General features: G+C 69.6%; 18 protein-coding genes. 11 read left to right on the top strand and 7 right to left on the bottom strand.

The genetic code is table 11. The features are described from left to right. Positions 1-98: 98 nt before the first annotated feature. The 4 genes from FJU31_RS12310 to folE form a co-directional block, all read right to left on the bottom strand. A complete protein-coding gene (locus tag FJU31_RS12310) occupies positions 99-3,479 on the bottom strand; it encodes an ATP-binding protein (RefSeq protein WP_150455001.1) in 3,381 nt (1,126 codons plus the stop codon). A gap of 16 nt (positions 3,480-3,495) precedes the next feature. Next, positions 3,496-4,197, bottom strand: coding sequence for a DUF4194 domain-containing protein (locus FJU31_RS12305; protein ID WP_150455000.1), 702 nt, complete (start codon positions 4,195-4,197; stop codon positions 3,496-3,498). Then, positions 4,184-5,653 (bottom strand): DUF3375 domain-containing protein, encoded by a 1,470-nt coding sequence (locus FJU31_RS12300; RefSeq protein WP_150454999.1) that lies wholly within the window; start codon positions 5,651-5,653, stop codon positions 4,184-4,186. Before FJU31_RS12300 ends, FJU31_RS12305 begins: the two co-directional genes overlap by 14 nt. Positions 5,654-5,765: 112 nt before the next feature. Then, a complete protein-coding gene (gene folE, locus FJU31_RS12295) occupies positions 5,766-6,377 on the bottom strand; it encodes a GTP cyclohydrolase I FolE (protein ID WP_079224393.1) in 612 nt (203 codons plus the stop codon). A 458-nt stretch (positions 6,378-6,835) separates the two neighbouring features. Between folE and FJU31_RS12290 the strand changes: the two genes are divergently transcribed. The 6 genes from FJU31_RS12290 (at position 6,836) to FJU31_RS12265 (ending at position 12,524) form a co-directional block, all read left to right on the top strand. Next, on the top strand, positions 6,836-7,291 hold the full coding sequence (locus FJU31_RS12290; protein WP_108770529.1) for a MarR family winged helix-turn-helix transcriptional regulator: 456 nt from the start codon (positions 6,836-6,838) through the stop codon (positions 7,289-7,291). Positions 7,292-7,398: 107 nt separating this feature from the next. Then, positions 7,399-7,608, top strand: coding sequence for a DUF1656 domain-containing protein (locus tag FJU31_RS12285; protein WP_150454998.1), 210 nt, complete (start codon positions 7,399-7,401; stop codon positions 7,606-7,608). Further along, entirely contained in the window at positions 7,605-8,522 is a 918-nt protein-coding gene (locus FJU31_RS12280; RefSeq protein WP_188115494.1) for an efflux RND transporter periplasmic adaptor subunit, read from the top strand. Before FJU31_RS12285 ends, FJU31_RS12280 begins: the two co-directional genes overlap by 4 nt. Continuing rightward, positions 8,519-9,988: an efflux transporter outer membrane subunit gene (locus FJU31_RS12275; protein WP_150454996.1), complete on the top strand. Its 1,470-nt coding sequence runs from the start codon at positions 8,519-8,521 to the stop codon at positions 9,986-9,988. Before FJU31_RS12280 ends, FJU31_RS12275 begins: the two co-directional genes overlap by 4 nt. A 3-nt stretch (positions 9,989-9,991) precedes the next feature. After that, positions 9,992-12,031, top strand: coding sequence for an FUSC family protein (locus tag FJU31_RS12270; protein ID WP_150454995.1), 2,040 nt, complete (start codon positions 9,992-9,994; stop codon positions 12,029-12,031). A gap of 94 nt (positions 12,032-12,125) precedes the next feature. Continuing rightward, positions 12,126-12,524: a hypothetical protein gene (locus FJU31_RS12265; RefSeq protein WP_150454994.1), complete on the top strand. Its 399-nt coding sequence runs from the start codon at positions 12,126-12,128 to the stop codon at positions 12,522-12,524. 256 nt (positions 12,525-12,780) lie between these two features. On the opposite strand, the gene recD is transcribed toward FJU31_RS12265, so the two are convergent. The 3 genes from recD to recC are packed head-to-tail and all read right to left on the bottom strand — an operon-like array spanning position 12,781 to position 21,619. Next, positions 12,781-14,646, bottom strand: a complete 1,866-nt coding sequence (recD, locus tag FJU31_RS12260; protein WP_150454993.1) for an exodeoxyribonuclease V subunit alpha — start codon at positions 14,644-14,646, stop codon at positions 12,781-12,783. Then, a complete protein-coding gene (recB, locus tag FJU31_RS12255; protein WP_150454992.1) occupies positions 14,643-18,281 on the bottom strand; it encodes an exodeoxyribonuclease V subunit beta in 3,639 nt (1,212 codons plus the stop codon). The genes recD and recB overlap by 4 nt, the downstream gene beginning before the upstream one ends. Continuing rightward, complete coding sequence (recC, locus tag FJU31_RS12250) at positions 18,278-21,619, bottom strand: exodeoxyribonuclease V subunit gamma (RefSeq protein WP_150454991.1); 3,342 nt, start codon at positions 21,617-21,619, stop codon at positions 18,278-18,280. Before recC ends, recB begins: the two co-directional genes overlap by 4 nt. Before the next feature lie 212 nt (positions 21,620-21,831). On the opposite strand from recC, the gene FJU31_RS12245 reads away from it, so the two are divergent. The 5 genes from FJU31_RS12245 to FJU31_RS12225 are packed head-to-tail and all read left to right on the top strand — an operon-like array spanning position 21,832 to position 24,909. After that, positions 21,832-22,620 carry an ABC transporter ATP-binding protein gene (locus tag FJU31_RS12245; RefSeq protein WP_079225437.1) on the top strand — a complete coding sequence of 263 codons (789 nt, stop codon included), beginning with the start codon at positions 21,832-21,834 and terminating at the stop codon, positions 22,618-22,620. Continuing rightward, positions 22,620-23,369 carry an MlaE family lipid ABC transporter permease subunit gene (locus FJU31_RS12240; protein ID WP_079224408.1) on the top strand — a complete coding sequence of 250 codons (750 nt, stop codon included), beginning with the start codon at positions 22,620-22,622 and terminating at the stop codon, positions 23,367-23,369. The genes FJU31_RS12245 and FJU31_RS12240 overlap by 1 nt, the downstream gene beginning before the upstream one ends. A 58-nt stretch (positions 23,370-23,427) precedes the next feature. Further along, complete coding sequence (mlaD, locus tag FJU31_RS12235; RefSeq protein WP_079224410.1) at positions 23,428-23,949, top strand: outer membrane lipid asymmetry maintenance protein MlaD; 522 nt, start codon at positions 23,428-23,430, stop codon at positions 23,947-23,949. Continuing rightward, entirely contained in the window at positions 23,946-24,608 is a 663-nt protein-coding gene (locus FJU31_RS12230; protein ID WP_150454990.1) for an MlaC/ttg2D family ABC transporter substrate-binding protein, read from the top strand. Before mlaD ends, FJU31_RS12230 begins: the two co-directional genes overlap by 4 nt. Continuing rightward, the gene (locus FJU31_RS12225; protein ID WP_150454989.1) at positions 24,598-24,909 is read left to right on the top strand and encodes an STAS domain-containing protein; all 312 of its coding nucleotides are present in this window, start codon (positions 24,598-24,600) and stop codon (positions 24,907-24,909) included. The genes FJU31_RS12230 and FJU31_RS12225 overlap by 11 nt, the downstream gene beginning before the upstream one ends. Position 24,910: the final 1 nt, after the last annotated feature.

Below are 24,910 nucleotides of genomic sequence, written 5' to 3'. Positions count from 1 at the left end.
TGATCTGGTAGGTGCCAACCTTGGTTGGCACGCCGTTGCCGGTCGCGCAGAGCAGCCGAGCATGGCTCGGCTCTACAGGAGAGTGCCGGCCGAGGCGGTCAGGCCTCGGCTTCTTCCGGTTCGTTGGCCTGTTGGCGGCTGCGCTCGGGCAGCTTCAGGCGCTTGCCTTCTTCGTCATATTCGATGAGCAGGACGCCCGAATCGTGGCGGCCGCTGATCTCGACGAAGCAGGCGCCGCCGATGAACGGCTCCAGCGTCATCACCGACTTCAACGGGGTGGCGACCACCATCTGGAAGCCGAAGTTGTCGAAGATGTTCATCGCCAGCGCGGTGAACTCGTTGTCGGCCTTGTCGAAGGCTTCGTCGAGCACGACCGCAGCATAGCTGGGCAGCTGGCTGTCGGCGCCGCCGAGCTGGTAGCGCAGTGCCGCGGCCAGGCAGGTGGTGGCCAGCTTCTGCCGCTGGCCACCGGACTTGCCGGCGCCACTGCGGTAGATCTCGACCTGCTGGCGCGTTTCCGCATCCAGCTCCACGCCGATGAACTCGACGTGCATGCGCACGTCCAGCACCAGCTCGCGCCAGCGCTTGTCCTCGCCTTCCTGCGAACCGAGACGGTTGACCAGCTGGCGCAGCACGGTGAACTGCGATTCGGCCAGCTCGCGCTGTTCGGTCTGCTGCTGCGACAACACCTCGCGCAGCTGCAGGTGGAACTCACCCACTTCCGGCAGGCGGCGGTCGCTCAGCTCAATGGTCAGCAGGGTGCCGCGGTTGAACGGCACCTGTTCCAGGCTGGCGTTGACCTCGTCCAGGCGTTGGCCGATCGACTTGCGGGCCTCGGCGCTGTGGCGCTGCAGGGCCAGCAGGTTGTTCTTGCTCTGGTTCTGCAGCAGGTCGAAGAAGCGCTCTTCGTGCTGCGGCAGGCCGTCGCGTTCCAGGCGCTCCAGGCGGGCGAGGAAATCCTCGGCCGAGGCCACCGACACGGTGAAGTCGCCCGATTCCTCGGGCCACTGCTGGATGAAGCGGCGGAAGCAGCCCAGCAGCAGGTTCTCGACGCGGTTGACGTCCTGCTGCGAGGACGACAGCTGTTCGTTCAGCGCGTTGCTGACCTGGCGCATGTGCGCTTCCAGCGTTTCCAGGCTGAGCGGACCCTGTTCCTGCAGGCGCTCGGCCAAGCCGGCTTCCTGGTCCTCGGCCAGAGCCGGCAGCACCAGGGCGCGGCTCTGCTGGCGGGCACGGTCCAGGCGGTCGCGTTCGCGCACCAGCTGGCCACGCTCGACGCGGGTGTCTTCATAGGTACGGCGGGCCTGCTCGATATCGGCGCGCACGGCGTCGATCTGCTTGGCCAGGCGGGCCAGGTCGGCGTTGCCTTCGCGCAGGTCGCGCAGGGTGGCTTCGATGTCCGCCAGGCGCTGCTGCGGCGCGGCCACGTCGATCTCGTTCCACTGGATGCCGATCAGCTCGTGGCAGGCCAGGCGGCGCTCGTTGTCGCGGTCACGCTGGCCGCGCAGGCTGGCGATATCGGTGTCGCAGCTGGCGATGCGCTTGGCCAGTTCCTGCGCTTCGCGCTCGAACACCACCAGCTTGTCACGGTTGTTGAAACCGAGGATCCAGCGGCGACGGTCGTTCACCGCGCTGCGATCATCCTTCTCGAAGCGGTCGCCCGGATGCTTGACCTGGCCTTCGCGGGTGATGCCGCGGTCGACGTTGCGCAGCTGCTTGGCATCGACGCACTCGTAGTCGAAGCGCTTGCCCAGCTCGCGGCGCAGCCAGCCTTCGAAGGCGTGGTCGCGCAGTTCCAGCTTGTGCAGCAGCGAACGCGCGGACGGTTCACGAGCGAACGCATCGTCGTTGCGGCGCACGCGGTAGTAGGTGAAACGCATGCCGAGGTGGGTGCGGTTCACCCAGTCGGCCACCTCGTTGTAGTGCTTGTCGTCCACCAGCAGCGACTGCGCGAAGCCGCCCAGCACGCGCTCGATGGCACCCTGCCAGTTCTGCTCCTCGGTGCGGACCTGGATCAGTTCGCCGACGAAGGGCAGCGAGGCTTCGGAAATGCCGGTTTCCTCGGCCAGGCGTGCGCGCAGCTTCTGCATCGGTGCGGGAATGCTGGACGGCGTGCGCTGCATCGCTTCCAGTTCGCCACGCACTTCGCCGAAGCGACGTTCGTCATCGCGCTTGCCGCCCAGCCGTTCGCTGATCGCATCGTCCAGCGCCGCCGAAGCGCGCTGGCGGTCCTGCAGTTCGTTCTGCGCGCGCTCGACCAGCTCGGAGAAGCCGTGCGCGTCTTCCGGCAGCTCGGCCTGCAGGTGGCGCGCGGCCTCGCGGGCCTGCGCCTGCTTGGCCAGGCGGCGGTCGCGCTCGGCTTCGGCGCGGCCCTGCTCGCGCTCCAGTTCCTCGATGCGCTCACCGCCCTGCTGGCGGCGCTGCAGTTCCAGCTCGGCCAGGCGTTCGGTGTGGTTGTCCAGCGCCGCACGGCGCTGGGCTTCTTCACCCAGCAGGCCGCGGTCGCGCACATCCATCTCGCGCAGGCGCGCTTCTATCAGCAGCTGGCGACGGCTTTCGCGGAAGCTGTCGATGCCCAGCTTGAGGGTCTCGTCATCGCCGCGCTGGCGATGCATGGCCTTCAGTTCGCTGTAGTGCGCACGCGCCGGCTGCAGGGTCTCCACCTGGCGGCGCGCGGTGACCACCGCCTGGTGCGCACCGTCGAGTTCGGCGAAATCACTGACCAGGCGCTCGGCGGCATCGAAGGTGCGCGGCGTGTCCAGCATGAAGTCGCGCAGGAAGACGTTGAGGTCGCCCAGGTTCTTCGCCGACTGCGTCTTGTGCAGCAGGCGCAGCGCCATCTCGTTGTCGATGCCCAGCAGGTGGCGGAAGCGCTCGGCATAGCCGGAGAACGTGTCGAAGTGGTGGATGTCGGCCAGCTTCTGCTTCAGCTTGCGCAGGTCCAGGTCGAAGCCGCCGAGGTCCTTGGCGATGTCGAACGGGCGCTCGGCGATCATGTAGTGCTTGCGCACGTCGCCGGCCGAGGTGCCGTTGCCGGAGATCCACAGCAGGCGTACCAGGCACACCACGCGGCCATCGCCGGCGCGGTATTCCAGCACCAGGGCGGTCCAGGTCGCGCCCTTGCGCAGGTACTGGGTGGCGATCTCGCCGGTGCCGCTGTCCTGCTGGTCGGCCCACGCGCCACGCACGTAGGAGACCAGGTTGCGGTCGCGGCCACTGCGCTCGGCTTCACGCGCGGCGGCGTTGAAGTCGACGATGGCCGGCGGCGTCAGCAGCGCGGACATCGCATCGAGCAGGGTCGACTTGCCCGAGCCGGAACGGCCAACGAACAGGAAGCCGCGCTCGGCGATCGGCACTTCGGTCAGGCCGTTGAAGGTGCCCCAGTTGTGCACCTGCAGGCGGCGCATGCGGAACTGCTGCAGGCGCGGGTCCGGCAGGCCTTCATTGAACAGGGCGGGAGTGTGCTTGGAAATGGCCATGCGGTGCTCGGGTCTCTCAGGCTTCTGCAGCCGGGGTTTCGCGCAGCTGGCGGTACACCGCCGAAAGCTGGGACACGTCTTCGGCGGAGAACATCAGCTTCAGCGCCGGCGAGACTTCGTGGCGGTCTTCCTGGCCGCCGAGGCGGGTCAGGATGTGGTTGTCCTTCATCTTCTGCACGGCCGAGGCGACGCGGCGGTTGAAGCCGGCGCGGTCGGTGGACAGGTTCTTCTCGTAGATCGCCAGCGCTTCGGCCATCTCGGCGTCGGCGACGACGGCGCGGTTGCCGCGCGCATCGGCCTCGGCCAGCTGCTGGCGCAGGTACAGCAGCAGCACCGAATCGATGAAGGTCAGCGGCGAGGTGCGCAGCAGCACCGGCGCTTCGACGTCCTCGGTGTCGGCCTGGCGGGTGAAGGCCACACCGCTGTCACGGTCCAGCACCAGCTCCAGGAACAGGTCGGACAGTGACGAGCGGATCGCGGCTTCGCTGCGGATCAGCGCCGGCCACAGCTTGGCGTGGCGCAGCTGGTCGATGCTGGGGCCGATCAGCAGCTGGCACAGCGCGCGGCGCGCATCCAGCGGCAGGCGGCCGGTATCGCCCATGTAAAAGACGTCGTTGCCACGGCGAGGCTGTACGGCAACCGGTGCCGGGTCGGCCTCGTAGGCGTCTTCGACCAGGTCCGGCGCTGCTGCTTCGATGGGATCTTCATGCCAGCTCATGGCGTCTCTCCTGGGTGAACCAAACCAGCGGAATACGTGCGCGGCGCACCTGGCCGTCGCCGCCGCGCCATTGCGCAAGCTCCTGCTCGCCGGCAACCACGTTGCCGAAGCGCGTGCCCAGCGACAGGTAGCCGATGACGCTGCCCAGGCCCTGCGGCGCTTCGCGCTGGGCCAGGGCTTCGGCGATGCTCAGGCGCGGCTGCGCGTCCAGCAGTTCGTGCAGGTCGCGGCGCAGGGTACGGAAGTCGATTTCCGACGACGCGACCAGGTCGCCCACGCTTTCCAGGCTGATGGCGGCCGCGTCGTTGTATTCGACGTTGCCATCGACCTGGGCGCTGCGTGGGTCGTGCAGCTTCCACTGCGACCACGAGCGCAGGCGGCTGGTGGTCAGCTGCAGGTCGCGGCCGATGCTGCGCTGGGCGGGGAAGTCATCGCGCAGGGCCAGGGCTTCGGACTGCGCCTGCTTCAGCAGCTGGTTGAGGCGGCGCTGTTCCAGGTAGCCACGGCTCTGCACGAAGCCGCGCAGGCTGCGCGCGAAGTTCTGCAGCACGTCGTGCACCTGGCCGCCACGCTCCAGCATGGTGCTGGTGAAGCCGCGCAGGAAGTTGCGTTCGTTGCGGTCCAGGCGACGGGCGAAGCCGCGCGCGAGCACGGCCTCCAGCGCGGCGTCGAGCTGGGCGCTCTGTTCGGCATCGTTGAGCAGGCGCCAGAACGCCTGGAAGCTGCGGCCGGCATCGCTTTCGCCGATGACGTCGACGCCTTCGAACAACTGCGACAGCACGTCGCCGCGCTCGCCTTCGTCGTCGATGATGCGCTCGCGGAAATCGCGGTTGAGCTGCTCGAAGTCATCGCGCACGCGGCGGAAGTCCTCGGTCAGTTCGTCGGCCAGGCCGATGATCTGGCGGGTGCGTTCCAGCGCGCGCTTGCCGTCGAGGGCGACCACCCGGCCGGCGCCGACGCGGGCGATCTCGGCATCGATGCGGTCGCGCTCGTCGTGCAGCGCGGACAGGCGCGCATCAGGATCGGCTTCGGTCTGTGCGGCCAGCGCGGAGAGCTGCTCGATGACCAGCGCCAGGCGGCTTTCGGTGGCCGCCACGCGGGCCTGCTCCAGGCTGTCGGCGAAACGGATCGCCTGCAGCGCCGGGGTCGACAGCTCGTACTGCTCCTGGTCGGCGCCTTCGGGCAGGCGGCGTTCCAGCCAGCCCTGGGCCAGCCAGTGAGCGATGTAGGCCTGGGCGGTACGCGGCAGCTCGCGTGACAGTTCGTCGCCGGCCAGCTGGTCCAGCGCGCGTTGCAGGCGCTCGTTCAGTACCGAGGACGGCAGCGTGCGCTCGCCGTCCATCAGCAGGCCCTGCAGCAGGCCGATGATTTCCGGGGCGTGGTCGGCGGCAAGCAGCTTCCACTGGGGCTGTTCGCGCAGATGGCGGTAACGGGCAATACGTTCGCGGTGCTTCATGCAGCGAAGGGATTCATGGACGCAGAAGGCTGCGGGCAGCCATGCACGGCCGCCGCGGGGGCAGCCGTGGACGTGCCGGCCACGCGGGGCCGGCGCGGTGCGGGCAAGCGGCTCAGCGCCTGCCGCCCACTTCGATGAAGCGCAGGAACTCGGCGCGGGTACGCGCGTCGTCGCGGAAGCTGCCCAGCATCTTGGAGGTGACCATGCTGACGCCGCGCTTGTGGATGCCGCGGGTGGTCATGCATTCATGGGCGCCTTCGACGACCACGCCGACGCCGATCGGCTGCAGCACATCCTGGATGCACTGGGCGATCTGCGCGGTCATCTTTTCCTGCACCTGAAAGCGGCGGGCGTAGGCTTCGACCACGCGGGCCAGCTTGCTGATGCCCACCACCTTGCCGGCCGGCAGGTAGCCGACGTGGACGCGGCCGATGATCGGCGCCATGTGGTGTTCGCAGTGGCTTTCGTACTCGATGTCGCGCAGGACGATCAGTTCGTCATAGCCGGCCACTTCCTCGAAGGTCCGCTCCATGTAGGCGCGCGGGTCGTCGCGGTAACCGCTGAACCAGTCGCCATAGGCTTCGGCGACACGGCGCGGGGTATCCAGCAGGCCTTCACGGGACGGGTCCTCGCCGGCCCAGCGCAGCAGGGTGCGCACCGCATCCTCGGCCTGGTCCTGGGTCACATCGCCCTGCGGGGCGGCCTTTTCGTTGTTCTTGCTCATTGCATACAGCGTCCCGAACGGGGGGCGAGCATCGTACCCGACCGGGGGGTGGGTCGTCCTGTGGGGACGGTTCATCGGGGGGTCTGTCTTGGCGCTTCATTGCTATCGGTCTGGAGGGGGAGAGGGGCCTGCGCAGGACACGCCGTGAACCCGTCCTTGGGGCTCGATGGCGCCATCCATGGCGCCAACGGTCCTGCGCAGCCCCCTCTCCCCCTCCCGGACAGTTTCCTGCGGGCGCGGCCGGACCGCCCGAAAGCGGGGGCAAAAGCTGGGGTGCATGGCTTCGGAAGGACCGCGCGGCGCTGCTGTGGTGGGTGCTCTGGTAGCGCCGGGCCATGCCCGGCGCATGTTTGATTCAGGCCCCTGCGCTCGCCGGGCATGGCCCGGCGCTACCGGGTTTTCGCATTCAGCAAAAACTATTGATAGGAATGAAATTAGTAGTATCCTACCTATCTCTTATGGACCGCCCCCTCGACGACCGTACCCGGCTGCAGATGCAGCTCAGCTCCGGCCTGCTCTATGCAGGACGGCAGTGGCAGCGCCTGGCCGACAGCCGGCTCGGCAGTTACGGCATCTCCACCGCCTGCACCATGCCCCTGTTGATGATCGGCCGCTCCGGCGGCGGTATCCGCCAGGTGGCACTGGCCCAGCAGCTGGGCATGGAAGGCCCGTCCCTGGTACGCCTGCTGGACAAGCTGTGCGCCAGCGACCTGGTCCGCCGCGAAAGCGACGCCAGCGACCGCCGCGCCAACCTGCTGTGGCTGACCGATGAGGGACAGGCGCTGGTGCGCGAGCTGGAAGAACAGCTCATCGGCCTGCGCCAGGACGTGTTCGGCGAACTTTCCATGGATGAACTGCAGGCCGTGCTGAAGGCATGGCGCCTGCTGGCCGAGGCGGCCGACCGCATCACGTAAGCGCGTTGTCCTTGAAACACCGCCGCTGCCGTGCAGGCGCCGGCGGCTTTTGCCCGTTGCCGTTGTCCTGTGTGTTGCCCTCCCCTCCCCCATCCTGCCCCCTACCGATGCCCGGTGAATTCAGTCTCCACGGAGTGTTCGTCCCGACCCTGCTCGGGTTGATGTTGTTGGCCTACCTGGTCAACAGCGGCCTGCACGCGCTGCTGCAGCGTGCCGGTGCCTACCGCCATGTCTGGCATCCGGCGCTGTTCAACCTGGCGCTGTACGGGATCGTGCTGGGCCTACTGTTCCACCTCGTGCGTTGGATGCAATCGTGAACAAGATCGTGAAGAAGACCCTTCCCATACTGCTGACCAGCGCGGCGGTGATCGTGGCCCTGCTGGTCCTGCGCCAGCTGTGGGTCTATTACATGGATGAGCCGTGGACCCGCGACGCCCATGTCGGCGCCGACGTGGTGCAGGTGGCCCCCGATGTGTCCGGCCTGGTCGAATCGGTGAACGTGGCCGACAACCAGGCGGTGAAGAAGGGCGACGTCCTGTTCGTGATCGATCGCGCGCGCTACCGCATCGCGCTGGAGCAGGCCAAGGCCAGCCTGGCCGAGCGCCAGGCCTCGGTGACGCAGCTGCGCCGCGAGATCGGCCGCGACCGCAGCCTGCAGGACCTGGTGGCCGCCGAGGACGCCGAAGTGCGCCGCGCCAAGCTGCAGGCTGCGCAGGCGTCGCTGGCCACCGCCCAGGCCGCGGTCGACCTGGCTGATCTGAACCTGGCCCGCACTGAAGTGCACGCGCCGGCCGACGGCCGGGTCAACGACCGCACCATGCGCGTGGGCGACTACGTGGTGGCCGGCAAGCCGGTGCTGGCGCTGCTGGATACCGGCTCGTTCCGCATCGATGGCTACTTCGAGGAAACCCGCCTGCGCGGCGTGGCCCCAGGGCAGGCCGTGGACATCCGCCTGATGGGCGAATCGACCGCGCTGCGTGGCCACGTCGAAAGCATCGCCGCCGGCATCGAGGACCGATACCGCAGCAACGGCAGCACCCTGCTGCCGAACGTGACCCCGGCCTTCGACTGGGTGCGGCTGGCGCAGCGCATCCCGGTGCGCATCGCCATCGACGACGTGCCCCAGGGCGTGGAACTGATCGCCGGCCGTACCGCCACGGTGACCGTGCAGACCAGCAGCAACAAGCATGCAGACAAGGCCGGCACGACGCCGACACAGGCGGGCCTGTGAAAACCACCCTGCCCCGTCTCGGCCTGATCGTTGCGCTGGCCAGCCTGGCGGCCTGCAAGACCGTCGGCCCGGACTACGCCCTGCCGGAAGGCTCGGCTTTCAAGCGCCCGGAGGCCAATGCCGCCTTCATCGACACCCAGAACCCGGACGTCGCCGCCAACCAGGCGCTGCCCGACCGCTGGTGGTCGCTGTACAGCGATCCGGTGCTGGATGGCCTGATCACCCAGGCGCTGCGTGACAACGTCGAACTGAAGGCCGCCGATGCGCACCTGCGCCGTGCCGCCGCGGTGTACGAACAGGCAATGGATGCCGGTGGCTTCGAGTACGAAGCCGAAGCCGGCGTCAGCCGCGCGCAGTTGTCGGCCGAAGCCTTCCTGCAGGAACACGAGCTGCCGGTGATCAACCTGGCCGACGGCAAGTTCGCGGTCAGCTACCAGTTCGATCTGTTCGGCAAGCTCAAGCGTGGTGCCGAAGCGGCCCGCGCCGACGAGCAGTCGGTGGCCGCCGCACGCGACCTGGCGCAGGTGAGCGTGGTGGCCGAGGTGGCCGACAGCTACCTGGACATCTGCCACGCCAACCACGAACTGCACGTGGCCGAGCATTCGCTGCAGCTGCAGCAGCGCAGCCGCTCGGTCACCCAGCGGCTGATCAATGCCGGCCGCGGCACGCCGCCGGAACTGGCCCGCGCCAACGCGCAGGTGGCCCTGCTGGAAGCCGCGCTGCCGCCGCTGCGCGCGCAGCGTTCGGCCGCGGCCTATTCGCTGGCCGCGCTGCTCGGGCAGACCCCCGGCCAGCTACCGGCCGGCGTGATCGACTGCGCCGACGCGCCGCGCCTGGCCCAGCCGCTGCCGGTGGGTGATGGCCGCGCCCTGCTGCAGCGTCGCCCCGATATCCGCCAGGCCGAGCGCAAGCTGGCCTCGGCCACCGCACGCATCGGCGTGGCCACCGCCGAGCTGTACCCGGACATCCGTCTGGGTGCCTCGCTCGGTGCCGCCGGCCTGCTGGAGGACTTCGGCCAGCCGATGACCCAGCAGTGGTCGATCGGCCCGCTGATCTCGTGGACGCTGCCGTCCTCGGGCACCCACGCCCGCATCCACGCCGCCGAGGCCGGTGCCGATGCCGCGCTGGCCGAGTTCGACCATGTGGTGCTGCAGGCCCTGCGCGAGACGCAGACCGCACTGGACCGCTACGCGCAGGATCTGCGCCGCCTGCAGTCGCTGCGCGAAGCCCAGCAGCAGGCCGCGCTGGCCGCCGAGCAGAACCGCCGGCTGTACCAGGCCGGGCGCACCCCTTACCTGTCCAGCCTGGATGCCGACCGAAGCCTGGTGACCAGTGATGCCACCCTGGCCGCGGCCGAGGCGCAGGTCTCGCGCGACCAGATCCACCTGTTCCTGGTGCTGGGTGGCGGCTGGCAGGCCACGGTCGCGCCGGCGGCCCCCGCCACCGCGCAGGCCACGGCGAAGTAAGCCATGAACGCGCTGACCGACCGCCAGGCGTGGCTGTTCTCGATCAAGACCTACCTGGCCGCGGTGGCCGCGCTGTACATTGCCATGGCCGGCAACCTGTCGCGTCCGTACTGGGCGATGGGCACGGTGTACATCGTCAGCCAGCCGCTGCTGGGCCCGACCCGGGCCAAGGGCCTGTACCGCATCGTCGGCACCCTGGTGGCCGGCCTGGCCACCCTGCTGGTGCTGCCGGCGCTGGTGGAAACGCCGATGGTGCTGAGCGCGGCGATGTCGATCTGGCTGGCAGGCTGCCTGTTCCTGGCCCTGCTCAACCGTGGGCCCCGCGGCTACGCGTTCCTGCTGGCCGGCTACACCACGGCCTTCATCGGTTTCCCGGCGGTGACCTCCCCGGAAACCATCTTCGACACGGTGGTGGCGCGCAGCGAGGAGATCATCCTCGGCACGGTGGTGGCGGTGCTGGCCGCGTCGCTGCTGTTCCCGGCCTCGGTGCAGCCGATGCTGCGCACCCGCATCGGCAACTGGATGGAGGATGCGGCGCAGTGGTGCCGGCAGATCCTCGAGCGTGGCCGCGCCCATGCCCCGCGCAACCGGCTGGCCGCCGACCTGGTGCAGTTCGAGGCGCTGATCGAGTTCCTGCGCCGCGATGATCCGCGCCATGCAGGCTCTGCTGTTTCGATGGAGCGCCTGCGCGAGCGCATGCTGCTGTTGCTGCCGGTGCTGTCGTCGATTGCCGACCGCCTGAGCGCGCTGCGCAGCGAGGGGCAGACGCTGCCCGAGGGCCTGCCGGCGCTGGTCGATGACATCCACGACTGGATCGATACGCCTGCCAGTGCCAGCGATTACGCCCGCCTGCGGGCACGTATCAGCGCACTGAAGCCGCAGGTGGACAGCGACCTGCAGCACCTGCAGCTGGCCAGCCTGCTGCTGCGCCTGGAAGAGCTGGTGGACCTGTGGCAGGACTGCCGCACCCTGCAGCACGCGATCGACCACGGCACCGCGCCGCTGGACCGCGCCCATTACCGCATCCGCGCCGAGCGCGTGGCCACCGACAAGCACGTCGACTACGGCATGGCGCTGTTCTCCGCGCTCAGCGCCGGCGTGGCACTGATGAGCTACTGCGTGCTGTGGATCGGCCTGGGTTGGGAGGGCGGCGGCAACGGCGCGATGATGGCGGCGGTGACGGCCGCGTTCTTCGCCGCGCAGGACGACCCGGCACCAAGCATGGTCTCGTTCCTGGTCTGGGCCATCGTCGCTTCGCTGGTGGCCGGCGTGTACCTGTTCGGCGTGTTCCCGGCCGTGCATGACTTCGGCCTGCTGGCGCTGGTGCTGGCGGTGGCGTTCCTGCCACTGGGTCTGCTGCTGCACCACCCCAAGAGCGCGCTGTTCGCACTGCCGCTGACGGTGAACCTGGCCGCTCTGCTGAGCCTGCAGAACACCTACAGCGCCAACATCCAGAGCTTCCTCAATTCGTCCATCGCCATGTTCATCGGCATCGGCTTTGCAGTGGTGATGACCCGCCTGTTCCGTTCGGTGGGTGCCGAGTGGACCGCGCGCCGCCTGGTGCGGCAGGGCTGGACCACGCTGGCCGAGGCTGCCGAAGGGCGCGGCCAGCAGGACCGCCAGCGCTTCGCTGCACGCATGCTCGACCTGCTGGGCCTGCTCGCCCCGCGCCTGGCGGCGACGCCGGAAGGCAGCGACATCGCCTCGGTGGACATGCTCAACGAGGCGCGCATCGGCCTGAACATCCTGCAGCTGCGCCGCGCCCGACTGGAACTGCCCGAGCGCAGCCGCGAGGCGGTGGAGCACATCCTGGAAGAGATCGCCGCGCACTACCGCCGGCAGATCGCCGCGCGCCGCCCGATTGCCGCAGCCGAAGCCCTGCGCGAGCGCCTGGATACCTCGCTGGGCCGGGTCGGTGGCGTAGGCGCCTGCAAGGCACGCGACGAGGCGCTGATGGGCCTGATCGGCCTGCGCTTTGCGCTGTTCCCCGAGGCGAAGGCGTTGGCGCCGGGGTTGGCGGACGCCGACGCGGCGTCCATGTAATGCGATCGGCCGGGCTTGGCCCGGCGCTACCATCGCTACCCGGTAGCGCCGGGCCATGCCCGGCGGCCTTTCGCTCCGACAACAGGACGGTTCAATGAGTTACGACATGATGGTGTTCGAGGCCAGCGCTGCGCCACGCGACGCAGCGGCCTTCATCGCCTGGTTCGATAAGCAGGCCGAGTGGGGCGAGAACCACGAGTACGACGACCCGGCGGTGAGCAGCCCGGCGCTGCAGGCGTGGTTCGCGGAGATGGCGCGGGACTTCCCGCCGATGAACGGGCCGCTGAGCAACGACGATGACGATCGTGCCGAGGTGACTGATTACAGCATCGGCCGCCAGGTGATCTACGGCGCGTTCGCGTATTCGGTGGCCGAGCGCGCGCACGGGCGCGTGCAGGACCTGGCCGAGAAGCATGGCGTGGGGTTCTTCGACCTGAGTGCGGATGAAGCGGCGATCGTGTTCCCGGATGGGCTGGTGTTGATCGCGGAGTGAAGGGAGCGGCAGGGCTGCGCCCTGCACCTGCCGAATCAACTTCAACGTCAAAGGCGACGGCAAAAGCTGGCTATCCGAGAGATGGCGGGGTGGGTCCGACAGGTGCCGACCGTTGGTCGGCACGGTAGATCCATTGCAGTAGATCCACGCCATGCGTGGATGCTCTTGTAGAGTCGAGCCATGCTCGACTGTCAACCTTGCGCGAACAGCAGCCGAGCATGGCTCGGCTCTACAGGGGCGCATCAGCGCGGTGGGCTCAGAGCGCGTTCCCGTCGGGAACGGAATCTGACCCCGCTTCGGCGCCCAGCCGCCAGGCCAGGCCACCCAATCGGCTTGCGTGCCGCTTCAGCGCGGCCACCAGCACCTCTTCGCTGCCCGCCACATGCAGGCGCTGGCGGGCGCGGGTGAGGCCGGTGTAGACCAGTTCGCGCGACAGCACGCGGCTGTCCTGCCGCGGCAGCTGCAACCACACTTCATCGAATTCCGAGCCCTGTGCCTTGTGCACGGTCATCGCGAACGCGCTCTCGTGCGCGGGCAATGCGGCCGGGTGGAAGGCGCGCGGCTGTTCGGCGATGTCGCCGGGGAACCAGGCCACCATCGCACCGCTGGTGTCGCGCAGGCAGATGCCGATGTCACCGTTGAACAGGCGATGGCGGTAGCTGTTTTCGGTCACCAGCAGCAGGCGGCCCTGGAAATAGCCGGGCGTGTTGCCGGCCAGCAGCTGTTCGATACGGCTGTTGAGCCCGCGTGCGCCCTGTGGGCCTTCGCGCAGGGCGGTCAGCACGCGCAGGCGACCGGCCTGCTGCAGCGCACGGCCGGGGTCTTCGGCTTCGGCCAGCGCGCGCCAGTGCGACAGCAGGTGGTCGCGCTGGTTGCGCAGCGGGTCGGCGTCGTTCTCGTGGAAGCTGACCCCGGACAGGCTGCCGCTGCGCAGCAGGGCCAGCGCGGTGCCGCTGTCACCTTCGCGCACCGCCTGCGCCAATGGCGCCAGCTGCAGGGCATCGCTCTGCCGGTAGCCGTGCTGCAGCTGCACGCGACGGCCGGCGAAGGCGCGGGGCGCGGCCTCCGGCTGCAGGGTCGGCGCGGCCAGCAGTCCGTGCAAAGCCTGCGCGTCATCGGCACGGGTGCCGCTGCCATCGCCACTGGCGCGCAGGATGGCGCTGAGCACATCACCGGCCTCCACCGAGGGCAGCTGGTCCGGATCGCCCAGCAGGATCAGGCGGGTGCCGCTGGCGATGGCGTCGACCAGCTTGGCCATCAGCGGCAGGTCGATCATCGAGGCTTCATCCACCACCACCACGTCCACCGGCAACGGGTTGTCGGCGTGGTGGCGGAAGCGCGGCGAATCGGGGATGACACCGAGCAGGCGATGCAGGGTGGTGCCGGTGCTCGGCAGCGTCGCGCACAGTGCCGGATCCAGGCCTTCTTCCTGCAGGCGCTGCACGGCCAGCCGCAGGCTTTCGGCCATGCGCTCGGCGGCACGCCCGGTCGGTGCCGCCAGCGCGACCTGCGGCACCGGCTCACCGGCATGCAGGGCCTGCGCGGCCAGCAGCAACAACAGGCGCGCGATGGTGGTGGTCTTGCCGGTACCGGGGCCGCCAGTGACCAGCGCCAGCGGGTGGCGCAGGGTCACGCCGGCGGCGCGCGCCTGGTGGTCTTCCTGGGTGGCGGCAGCAGGGAACAGGCGCGCGAACAACGGCGCCAGCGCCGCCAGGTCCGGCGCCGGCAATGGATGCCGGCCGATGCGCTGCAGGCCGGCAGCCAGCTGCCGCTCGTATTCGCGGTAACGGCGCAGGTACAGCAGGCCGTTCTCCAGCACCAGCGGTGCCTCATCGGCGGCCGCCTCGGGATCCTGCGGCTGCGCCACCCACGGCGATGCCTGCAGCTGGGCCAGCCACTGCGCGGGTGCCGGCCAAGCCTGTAAGCCTTCCAGCACGCGCTGCGGCTGTGCCGGATCGAACGCGGCATGGCCCTGCGACACCGCCAGCGATGCCAGTGCAGCGGCAACCGCCACGCCATCGGGCGTGTCCTCGCGCAGACGCCGCAGGCTGGTGGCCAAGGCATGGTCGAGGGTGCGCAGATGACCGCCGCGGTAGAGCTGCTGCAGCAGGGTGGTGCTCATGCGCGGGCTCCGATGGCGCGCGCGACCAGTTCGGCATGGGCGGCGTCGCCACCGGCGAACAGCGCATCGAGCCCATCCACCAGCGCCGGCGCGAAGCGGTCCACGTGCACGCCATTGCCGTTGCCATCCAGCCCGCGGCAGAACAGGTAGCGGATGCCGCCCATGTCGCGCACGTAGTCGTAGGCACCGCCCAGGCGGAAGCGCAGCCAGCGGTGCAGGGCCACGGTGTAGATCAGCGCCTGCAGGTCGTATTCGCTGTGGCGCATGGCGATCTGCAGCAGGTCCGGGCTGTAGCCCGGCAGACGGTTGGATTTGTAGTCGAGCACGTACCAGCGCCCATCGCGCACGTAGGTGAGGTCGATCTTGCCGGTCATCAGCCCTTCCAGCCGGCGGCGCAGGCCGAAACCGCGGCGCGCGCTGGAAATGCCATGGGCGTGCAGCAGCTGCAGCAGCGCCGGCACGGCGGTCGGTTCGATCGCGAAGTGGAATTCGATTTCGGCGCGGCGCTCGCCTTCGCCCAGGCTGTGCAGGGCACCGCCTTCGGGCAGCGCGACGGTGAGCGTGTGGCCGACCAGCGGCACCAGCACCGCCACGCCATCGTTGAGGTCCTCGTCGGCATAGCCTTCGTCGTGCAGCGCCTTGCGCAGCAGCTCGGCCTGCCCTTCGGGCGCGGGTTGGCCGGGTGTCCAGCCGCCCCATGCGGCGAAATCGACGTTCTCCAGCGCCTCGTGCAGGACGTTGCCGAAGCGGCTGCCCATGAAACGCGGGTCCAACGGTGCGGCGTCAGCAGCTGCGGGTTCGGGCAGGGCCGGTTCCAGCGGCAGTTCCGCACCCGCCGGTTCGTCGGCGGCCGGTGCCGGCAGTTCGGTGGCCGCCGCTTCGACATCGTCGCCGGCATCGGCATGCGCCAGCTGCGTGAAGCTGTAGACCCACCAGTCGTGCGGTACACGCCGGGTCAGGCTGCGCACGGCCGGCAGTTCGCCGTCCTGTTCAACCGGCAGCTGCGGCAGCCGCAGCACCTGCTCGCTGTCGTCGATGTGCACATCGCTCTGTGCGTGCAGCGCCTGCAGGTCACCCAGCAGCGGCGCCAGGCGGGTCCTGCCGAGCCCGGCGAGATCGCCGATGGCGATCCACAGCGCATGCTCGGCGCGGGTCAGGCCGACGTACAGCAGGCGCGCATCCTCGGCGCGCTGCTCGCGTTCGCGCTGCCCGCTGGCTGCATCCCAGGCCTCGTCCTTGTCCAGCTTCCAGTGCAGCTGGCGCTCGCCGCCCACGTGCACGGTGCAGTGCGCGGCGTTGTTGGGTGCGCCACCGTCGATGCCAACGAACGGCAGGTAGACCAGCGGGTACTCCAGGCCCTTGCTCTTGTGCAGGGTGATGATCTGCACGCGGCGCGCATCCGACTCCAGCCGCAGCAGCTGCTGTTCGTCGTTCTGGTCGGCGTTGGCCATCTGCCCCTGCAGCCAGTCCAGCAGCCCATGCATGCCCAGCGCCTGCGCGGAGGCTTCCTGCAGCAGTTCGCCCAGCTGCAGGTAGTTGGTCAGGCGGCGCTCGCCATCGATCAGCGCCAGCAGGCGTTCGCCCTGTGCGGCGCAGACATCGGCCACCACCGCGAACGGGCCACCGCGCTGCCAGCGCTCGCGCCAGTGCAGCAGCTGCGCCTGGAACGCGCGCTGCAGGTCGCCCTCGCGTTCCATGTTGGCGATCGCACTGGCCCGCTGGCCGAGCAGCACCGTCGCCAGCGCCGCACGCAAGCGACCTTCGTCAGCCGGTTGCAGCAGGGCCAGCAGCAGCGCGCGCAGGTCGCGTGCTTCGCTGGTGGAGAACAGGCTCTGCTTGCCCGCCGCCACCGCCGGAATGCCCACCGCTGCCAGCGCGCGCTGCACCAGCGTCGCCTCGCGGTGCGAGCGCACCAGCACCGCGATATCACCGGGCTGGACCGGATGGCCGCGCAGGACAGCGGTGCCGGCACGCGCATCCAGCAGGGTCTGGTGGATGGCGGCGACGCAGGCCTGGGTCGCGGCGGCACGCGAAGCGTCGGCGCTCATCGCCTTGTCGCCCTCGCTGCGCAGCACGCGCAGGGTCAGTGCCGGCGCTGCTGCGCCGTCGCGCTGGTAATCGTCGTCGCTGCGCACGCCACCGGGGCGGACCGGCTCGAAGCCGATGCCCGCCTCCAGGAACGCGTCGTCGCCACCGTTGTCGTAGAGCGCCTGCAGCGCGCGCAGCACCGAGGGCCGCGAACGGAAGTTCTGGTCCAGCGGCGGTGCCGGCCGCGCGGCCTGCTTGGCCTTGAGGTAGGTGTGGATATCGCCGCCACGGAAACCGTAGATCGCCTGTTTCGGGTCGCCAATCAGGAACAGCGCCGGTGGCAGGCCGAGTTCCCGCACCTCCGGCGAATCGCCGAACACGGTGTGGAAGATGCCCCACTGGCGATCGTCGGTGTCCTGGAACTCATCGACCAGGGCGATGCGGTACTGCAGGCGCAGCTTGCGCACCAGCTCCAGCCGCTGCGAACCCTCCAGCGCCTGCGCCACGCCGTCAATCAGATCGTCGTAGGTCTGCACGCGGCGCGTGCGCTTGAGCGTGGCCAGCCGCTGCGTGGCTTCTTCGCGCAGGCTGTGCAGGAAGTTCAGCGACGCAGCGCGCAGCCACTGCTCGCGCTGGGCCAGCAGCGCCACGTAGCGTTCCAGCGGTGCCTGCAGCGGCGAGGATGGCGTGCGGTCAGCGAACTTCTTGTTGGTCTTGGCCACCAGCGCATCGGCCAGCAGCGCCGGCAGGCGGTCGCTGGACAGCAGTTCGGTGGCATCGCCGCGCCCGGCCCAGGCCAGCAGCTGCCGGCCCAGCGGATGCAGCCAGCCGAGCTTGTAGGAAACGCCGTTGATCCACTTGTTGTCGACGGCCTCGCACAGGTCGAGGAAGAACTGCTCGCCATGCTCGCGCACGGCCAGCGACAGGTCCGCCGCCGCGCCCTGCAGGGCCGCGCGGGGATCCTCCACCGCCAGCGGCTGCGGGCGCGGGTACAGCGGCGGCGAGGCCAGCAGCGCGCGCAGGTCCGAGGCCAGCGCGTCCGGGTTCGACCACAGCCAGGTCAGCGGCTCCAGCGTCGCCGCATCGTTGGCGTGCACGCGCCACAGGTCGGCCGCCAGTTCCTCCAGCAACTCGCGGTCACTGGCCAGAAGCTCCGGCGGATCGAAAGTGTGCCCGCTTTCCAGCGCATATTCGCGCAGCACGCGGGTGCAGAAGCCATGGATGGTGAAGATCGAGGCCAGGTCGATCTCGTCGGCGGCCACCTGCAGGCGGCGCTTCAGCGCGGCAGCGCTTTCGCCACTTTCATCGAGGTGGCGCTGCAGCACCTGCCGGGTCAGCAGCGCATCGGGCGCCTCGTCGTCGGCGGGCGGCAGGTCCACCAGGCGTGCGGCCAGGGCCAGGCGCTCGCGGATGCGCTTGCGCAGCTCCTGGGTGGCGGCATCGGTGAAGGTCACCGCCAGGATCTGGCCGATGCGCAGGCCCTGTTCCACCACCAAGCGGGTGAACAGCGTAGCCAGGGTGAAGGTCTTGCCGGTACCGGCGCTGGCTTCGATCAGGCCGATGCCCTGCAGCGGCAGCAGCAGGTAGGGGTCCACGGGGGTGCTCATGCGTCGGCCTCCTTGCCGGTGCCACCCGGGCCACGCCCGTCGCGCACCGCGCCGAATACCACCTGGCTGTTGCGCAGCAGGTCGGCGTAACTGTCGTCATCGGCGAAGGGATCAGCGCCGCGCAGCAGCAGCTGCCAGGCGTCGCTGTTGGCTTCGCCCCAGCTGCGGTCGCTGCCGTGCCACTGCTTCCAGCCTTCGCTGCGTTGTTTTTCCACCGGTGCGGTGAACAGCACCCAGCCGGTATAGGGTGCGAAGCGCAGCGGCTCGCGCAGGCCGCGCTGGCGCAGCTGCAGCAGCGCGCGCAGGGCACTGCGTGCGGCCGCCGCACCCGGTGCCGGCTGGATGTGCGGGCCGGGGCCGGCATCACCCCCATCGTGGAACTGCACCAGCGGCAACGCATCGCCGGCCGCGTTGGCCAGCAGCCAGTCCAGGCCCTGGCGGATCACCGCGTTGCCGTTGAGCGTACCAGCGCGCAGGCGCACCAGGCCTTCAGGATGGCGATCGGCGACGCGGCCGTGCAGGCGCACGCCGTCGATCTCGACTTCGTAGCGGCGGCTTTCGAGCGGCTGCCCCTGCATCCAGCCCAGCATCGCGCTGGCGTACGGACGGGTCTTGAGCTGTTCGGCTTCGAACTGGCGCTCCCCCAGCGCACCCGACGGCAGCAGGCCGCGGGCACGCAGGCGCGGGTACAGCGGCTCGACATCACCGCTGATGGTGGCGCGTACCACCGCGGCCTGCACGCTGCGCTTTTCCGGCCCGCGCGAGGACAGCACCAGCGGCTCCAGGTCGTCCACCTCCTCGACATCGTCGGCCAGGCGCAGGCCCAGCGCCTGGGCCAGGAACTGCCCGGCCGGGTCGCACAGGAAGCGGCGCAGCGTATCCAGCGCGACCTCGTCTTCCACTGCGTCATCCAGCGGTGGCGGCAGTGCGGCATCGAACCACGGCTGCAGCCCGCCGCGCTGGCCGGCCATGCGCCCGGCGGCCGGGTGCCACTGGCGGCGGTAGCTGAAACGACGCGGGTCGCCTTCACCGAAGGCTGCGGGCGAGAACGGCTGCAGCGCATGGCGCACGGTGAACGCACGCTTGGCGGCCTCCGGCGCCTGGTGGTACTCGGCGGCGGCGTCGATCAGCTCGCTGACCAGCACCGAGGGTTCGCGCACGCTGCCATCGCGCGGGTCGGCGCCGAGGTAGCTCAGGTAGAACACGTCCTGCGCGGCGGCGAACAGCTGCAGGAACAGGAAGCGGTCGTCCTCGCGGGTGGAGCGGTCGCCTGGGCGACGTCGCGGCGTGTCCAGCTCGGCGGTCAGCTGGTTCAGGCCGGCAGCCGGATCGCGGCGCGGGAAGTCACCATCATTCAGGCCCAGAACGCAGATCACCCGGAACGGCAGCAGGCGCATCGGCACCATGCGGCCGAAGCTGATGCCGCCGGTCAGCAGCGGCGCACGCGTATCGGCCTCGGACAGCGCGCCGGCGAAGTGCGCACGCACCACCTCCGGCGGTACGCCGTCCTCGAAGCCGGCCTTGCGGGCGTCGTCGGCGAACTGGTTGAGCAGCTTGCGCAGGCGCTCCAGCGCGCGCTGGCTGTTGGGCGAACCGGGTGCTTCCGGAAGAAGCGCATCCAGCAGGGACAGCAGGCGCTGCCGCCACTGCGCCGGGGTCAGGGTCTCGCCGAGGCGGCGCTGGTACAGCGCCAGCACGCGCAGCAGGCGCAGCAGCCGGTCCACCGCGTCCAGCGCGCCACCTTCCAGCTCGATCCACGGTGCCACGCCGGCTAGGTCGACATCGCTGCCGGTGGCGTGGCCCAGCAGCAGGCGGTCCAGCGCGAACTGCCAGGTGTAGGCGTCGTCGCGCGGTGCCTGCAGCTGGCCGCGATGGTTGGCGTCGATGCCCCAGCGCGCGCCGGCCTGCTGCAGCCAACCATGCAGGCGGTCGAAGTCCACCGCCTCCAGCCCGGCCGCCTCGGCCAGCGGCGCGCTGGCCAGCAGGTCGAGGATCTCGTTCAGGCCGAACCGCGATACCGGCAGCGACAGCAGGTGCACGAACACATCGGCCAGCGGCTCGCCCGCCAGCGGGCTGCTGTCGGCCAGCGCGTAGGGAATGTGTTCCTCGTCGCCGCCACGGCCGCCAAACACGGCTTCCAGATACGGCACGTAGGGATCGATGTCCGGTGCCAGCACCGCGATCTCGCGGGCCTGCAGCGGCGGGTCGAAGCGCGGGTCCTGCAGCAGGCTGCGCAGCTGGTCGTGCAGCACCTGCAGTTCGCGCAGGCGGGTGTGGCAGGCATGCACCTGCAGGCTGGGGTCGTCGCTGCGTGGTTCCTCGCGCAGCTCGCCCGAGGGCAGCGCGCGGCGGTGGAACAGGTCGCGCTGCAGGCGGTGCAGCAGGCTGTCGGCCAGCCCGCCCTCGGCCAGGGTCGGGCGGGTGTCGTCTTCGGGGTCCGAGTATGCGGCGATCTCACCCGCCGGGTGCACCACTTCGTAACTGCCCAGCACGGCCATGAAGTCGCGGCCGGCCGCACCCCAGGCTTCCAGCAGGCGGTTCTCGCCGGCGGCTTCGCCAAAGGGATCGGGTGCGCCGCTGCGCAGGCGCTCGGCCAGGGTCTGCAGGTCGCCCCAGTACGACTGCACCGGGGTCGGCATATAGAAGTGCAGCTCGCCGACCCGGGCCTGGGTGGCCATCACCCGCAGCACGTCGGGCGAGATGTTCAGCGTGGCGAACGCCGACAGGCGCGGCGGCAGGCCGTTCGGCCTGGGCTTGTCCGGGCCTTCGAAGCGGTCGAGGTAGTCCTGGATGCGGCGCGCGCGGTAGCCGCGGTTGGCGGCAATGGACCGCCACAGGATCGCCTGCGGGTCGGCCGGGTCGGCGCCGGCATCCCAGCGCAGCAGCCAGTCGCGGCGCCAGGCCTGGTACTTCTCGAACACCGAGGCCAGTTCGCCGGCAAGCGCCCACGGCTTCAGGGCGTCACCCCCGGCAAGATAGGACTGCAGCGCACGCATCGGTGGCTGCGCCAGCAGCGCGGGGTCGCGCAGCGCCTGGTACAGCTTCCAGTGCAGGCCGGCGGCGTCCAGGTCGTCTGTTTCGCCGGCGACATTGGCGTTGAGCGCCCGCGCGACGAACTCACCCGGGGTGAGGAACTCGAGGTTGGCGGCGACCCCGTACTCGGCCGCCAGTGTCGCCTGCAGCCAGCGACGCATCGCCACCTGCGGGATCAGCACCACCTCCGGCGCCAGCAGCGGCTGCCCCGGCACCGGCGTACGCACGTTGCGGGCCAGCAGGGCGGCCAGCACGTCCAACGCGTTGGAGTGATAGAGGCGGAAGTCGCTGAACGGGTCGGTCATCGTGCACAGTGTGCAGGACGGCCGGCAGTATTCAATGGTGACGCACGTCACTGGGACGCGCAGCGAGCGTTGCGATGGATTGTTCCGGCGCCGCCGGAAATTGTCCCGGCCTGCCGGTGGCCGCGACGTGCCACAATACTGGACCGTCCAGTCTGCTTATGTTCAGCCGGCTGACCCCACCCTTCGATGTCTAAAAAACGTTAATGGTGCCCATGTCGGCTTCCGCCTCCAGTCTGGTGCAGTTGTCCAACGTCCGCATCGACCGGAGCGGACGCACCATCCTGCGTGACGTTTCCCTGCAGGTTCCGCAGGGCAGCATCACCGCCGTGCTGGGCCCGTCCGGCAGCGGCAAGTCGACCCTGCTGGCCGCGCTGACCGGCGAACTGCGTCCGGTCGCCGGCGAGGTCACCCTGTTCGGCAAGCCCATCCCGCATGACAGCGGCGCGCTGCTGGAGATGCGCAAGAGCGTGGGCGTGCTGCTGCAGGGCAATGGCCTGCTGACCGACCTGACCGTGGCCGAGAACGTCGCCTTGCCCCTGCGCACCCATACCCGCCTGCCGGCGGCGGTGCTGCGCCGGCTGGTGCAGATGAAGCTGCACGCGGTGGGCCTGCTGGCCGCCGCCGATGCCTGGCCGCGCGAGCTGTCCGGCGGCATGGCGCGCCGCGTGGCACTGGCCCGCGCGCTGGCCCTGGACCCGCCGCTGATGATCTACGACGAGCCGCTGACCGGGCTGGACCCGATCGCCTCGGGGGTCATCATGAGCCTGATCCAGCGCCTCAACCACAGCCTGGGCCTGACCAGCATCATCGTCAGCCACCACGTGCACGAGACCCTGCCGATCTGCGACCAGGTGATCGCCATCGCCAATGGCGGCATCGTGTTCCAGGGCACGCCCGAAGCGCTGCAGTCCAGCCAGGACCCGCTGCTGCGGCAGTTCCTGCACGGCCAGCCCGATGGCCCCATTCCGTTCGATGCTGCGCCGCGCGCGAGGGTTGCCTGATGCCGTTCGTGCAAGCCACCCGTTCGCTGGGCCGCGCCGGCCTGTTCTCGCTGACCGTGCTGCGCGGTTCGCTGCCCACGCGTGATTTCCTCGCCGAGCTGACCCGCGAGATCTACAAGATCGGCGCGCGCTCGCTGCCCATCATCGCCGTCGGCGGTGCCTTCGTCGGCCTGGTGCTGACCCTGCAGGGGTATCGCACGCTGACCACCTTCGGTGCGGCCGACGCACTGTCGACCCTGCTCGGCCTGTCGCTGTACCGCGAACTGGCGCCGGTGCTGACCGCGCTGCTGTTCATCGGCCGCGCCGGCAGCTCGATCGCCGCCGAACTGGGCCTGATGCGTGCCACCGACCAGATCAAGGCGCTGGAGCTGATGGCCATCGACCCGGTGGCCAAGGCCGTGGCCCCGCGCTTCTGGGCGGCGGTGCTGACCGTGCCGCTGCTGACCGGCATCTTCTGTTCGCTGGCCATCAGTGCCAGCTACTTCGAAGCGGTGCACGTGCTGGGCCTGGACAATGGCGTGTTCTGGTCGGCGCTGCGCAACAGCGTCGACTTCTGGGATGACTTCGGCGTGGCGATGCTGAAGTCGGCGATCTTCGGCGGCACCGCCGCGCTGGTCGCGTCCTACGTCGGTTTCCACGCCGAGCCGACCATCGAAGGTACTTCGGTGGCCACCACCCGTGCGGTGGTCAACGCCTCGCTGCTGGTGCTGATGTTCAACTTCGTGCTGTCGGCAATGTTGTTCACCTAACCCCTCCTCCGGCGGTGCGCAGGGCGCGCGGCCACCACGACTCGATCAGGTAATCCACATGGCCATACGCGGTCCCAGACTCGAATTCTCCGTCGGCGCATTCCTGCTGCTGGCCCTGGCATCGCTGATGGTGCTGGCCGTGGCCTCGACCAACCAGCGCTGGAGCTGGGGCGGCCAGGGCTATGAGCTGAAGGCGCGCTTTTCCCAGGTCGGCCAGCTGCGCAAGCAGGCGCCGGTGAAGATCGGCGGCGTCACCGTCGGCCAGGTCGCCTCGATCGAACTGGACCCGGTGAAGTTCGAATCGATCGTGACCCTGCGCATGGACAGCAAGGTCAAGGACCTGCCGGCCGACACCTCCGCCGGCATCTTCACCAGCGGTTTGCTCGGCGAGAGCTATATCGGTCTGCAGCCCGGTGGTGATCCGGAGGTACTGAAGCCCGGTGAGGAGATCGTCTTCACCCAGCCGGCGGTGGACCTGCTGCAGCTGGTCGGCAAGTACATGTTCAGTGGCAGCGCCGGTGGCGCTGGCCAGAAACCCAACGATGGCGAGCAGTCGCCTGCAACGGAACCGCAACCATGAAGATGAAACTGATCCCGACCCTGCTGGCCTCGTCGCTGCTGCTGGCTTCCCCGTTCCTGGCCCAGGCGCAGTCCACCGCCCCCGCCGTGACCGCCCCGCAGGGCCAGGCCGGCAAGGTGGTGATCGACGCCAGCAGCCGCATCATGTCGACCCTGCAGCAGCGCCGCGCTGAGTTCACCAGCAACCCGGCCAGCCTGCGCAGCTACATCGACAGCGAACTGACCCGCACCTTCGACCGCGACTATGCCGCGCGCCTGGTGCTGGGCACGCACGCCCGTGGCGCCTCCGACGCCGACATCAAGCTGTTTGCCGATGCGATGGCCGACAGCCTGATGCAGCGCTACGGCTCGACCCTGCTGAACATCCAGGGCAAGCCGAGCTTCCGCCTGAAGGGCGAGAGCCCGCTGCCGGGCAACCGCGGCGTGCGCGTGGCCACCGAACTGGTACGTGCCGGCAACGAGCCGACCCCGGTCGAGTACTGGATGCGCAACGTCAACGGCCAGTGGAAGATCTTCGACGTCAACATCGAAGGCATCTCCTACGTGCAGACCTTCCGCAACCAGTTCGATGCGCCGCTGCGCCAGAAGGGCATCAAGCAGGTAGCCAACGAGCTGCGCAGCGGCAGCATGCAGGCCGGACCGGCCGGCAATGGCAAGTAAGCCGCTGGCGCTGCTGGAAGGCGACACCCTGCGCCTGCGCGGGATGCTCGACCGTGCCGCCGTGATTGCCCTGTGGCCGCAGCTGCAGGCGTTGCCGGCGAAGCTGGCACGGCTGGAACTGGGCGAGGTCGAGCGCGTGGACAGCGCCGGCCTGGCGCTGCTGGCCGAACTGGCCGCGCGTGCCCGCACCCAGGGCCATCCACTGTCGATTTCCGGCACTCCGGCCGGTTTCAACGAACTGAGCGCAGCCTACCGGCTGTCGCCCGATCTGGATTTCAATGCACCTTCTGCTGCGAGCTGAC

The sequence above is a fragment of the Stenotrophomonas cyclobalanopsidis genome, from assembly GCF_008710035.1.
GTDB lineage: Bacteria > Pseudomonadota > Gammaproteobacteria > Xanthomonadales > Xanthomonadaceae > Stenotrophomonas > Stenotrophomonas cyclobalanopsidis.
Note: the sequence above shows the minus strand (reverse complement) of the source record. Positions and strands in the feature narration are given on the sequence as shown.

What these genes read in the sequence shown, in the direction of transcription:
- FJU31_RS12310 (WP_150455001.1), bottom strand. Translation starts at nt 3,479, where the DNA reads ATGGCCATTTCCAAGCACACTCCCGCCCTGTTCAATGAAGGCCTGCCG.
- FJU31_RS12305 (WP_150455000.1), bottom strand. Translation starts at nt 4,197, where the DNA reads ATGAGCTGGCATGAAGATCCCATCGAAGCAGCAGCGCCGGACCTGGTC.
- FJU31_RS12300 (WP_150454999.1), bottom strand. Translation starts at nt 5,653, where the DNA reads ATGAAGCACCGCGAACGTATTGCCCGTTACCGCCATCTGCGCGAACAG.
- folE (WP_079224393.1), bottom strand. Translation starts at nt 6,377, where the DNA reads ATGAGCAAGAACAACGAAAAGGCCGCCCCGCAGGGCGATGTGACCCAG.
- FJU31_RS12290 (WP_108770529.1), top strand. Translation starts at nt 6,836, where the DNA reads ATGGACCGCCCCCTCGACGACCGTACCCGGCTGCAGATGCAGCTCAGC.
- FJU31_RS12285 (WP_150454998.1), top strand. Translation starts at nt 7,399, where the DNA reads ATGCCCGGTGAATTCAGTCTCCACGGAGTGTTCGTCCCGACCCTGCTC.
- FJU31_RS12270 (WP_150454995.1), top strand. Translation starts at nt 9,992, where the DNA reads ATGAACGCGCTGACCGACCGCCAGGCGTGGCTGTTCTCGATCAAGACC.
- FJU31_RS12265 (WP_150454994.1), top strand. Translation starts at nt 12,126, where the DNA reads ATGAGTTACGACATGATGGTGTTCGAGGCCAGCGCTGCGCCACGCGAC.
- recD (WP_150454993.1), bottom strand. Translation starts at nt 14,646, where the DNA reads ATGAGCACCACCCTGCTGCAGCAGCTCTACCGCGGCGGTCATCTGCGC.
- recB (WP_150454992.1), bottom strand. Translation starts at nt 18,281, where the DNA reads ATGAGCACCCCCGTGGACCCCTACCTGCTGCTGCCGCTGCAGGGCATC.
- recC (WP_150454991.1), bottom strand. Translation starts at nt 21,619, where the DNA reads ATGACCGACCCGTTCAGCGACTTCCGCCTCTATCACTCCAACGCGTTG.
- FJU31_RS12245 (WP_079225437.1), top strand. Translation starts at nt 21,832, where the DNA reads ATGTCGGCTTCCGCCTCCAGTCTGGTGCAGTTGTCCAACGTCCGCATC.
- FJU31_RS12240 (WP_079224408.1), top strand. Translation starts at nt 22,620, where the DNA reads ATGCCGTTCGTGCAAGCCACCCGTTCGCTGGGCCGCGCCGGCCTGTTC.
- mlaD (WP_079224410.1), top strand. Translation starts at nt 23,428, where the DNA reads ATGGCCATACGCGGTCCCAGACTCGAATTCTCCGTCGGCGCATTCCTG.
- FJU31_RS12230 (WP_150454990.1), top strand. Translation starts at nt 23,946, where the DNA reads ATGAAGATGAAACTGATCCCGACCCTGCTGGCCTCGTCGCTGCTGCTG.
- FJU31_RS12225 (WP_150454989.1), top strand. Translation starts at nt 24,598, where the DNA reads ATGGCAAGTAAGCCGCTGGCGCTGCTGGAAGGCGACACCCTGCGCCTG.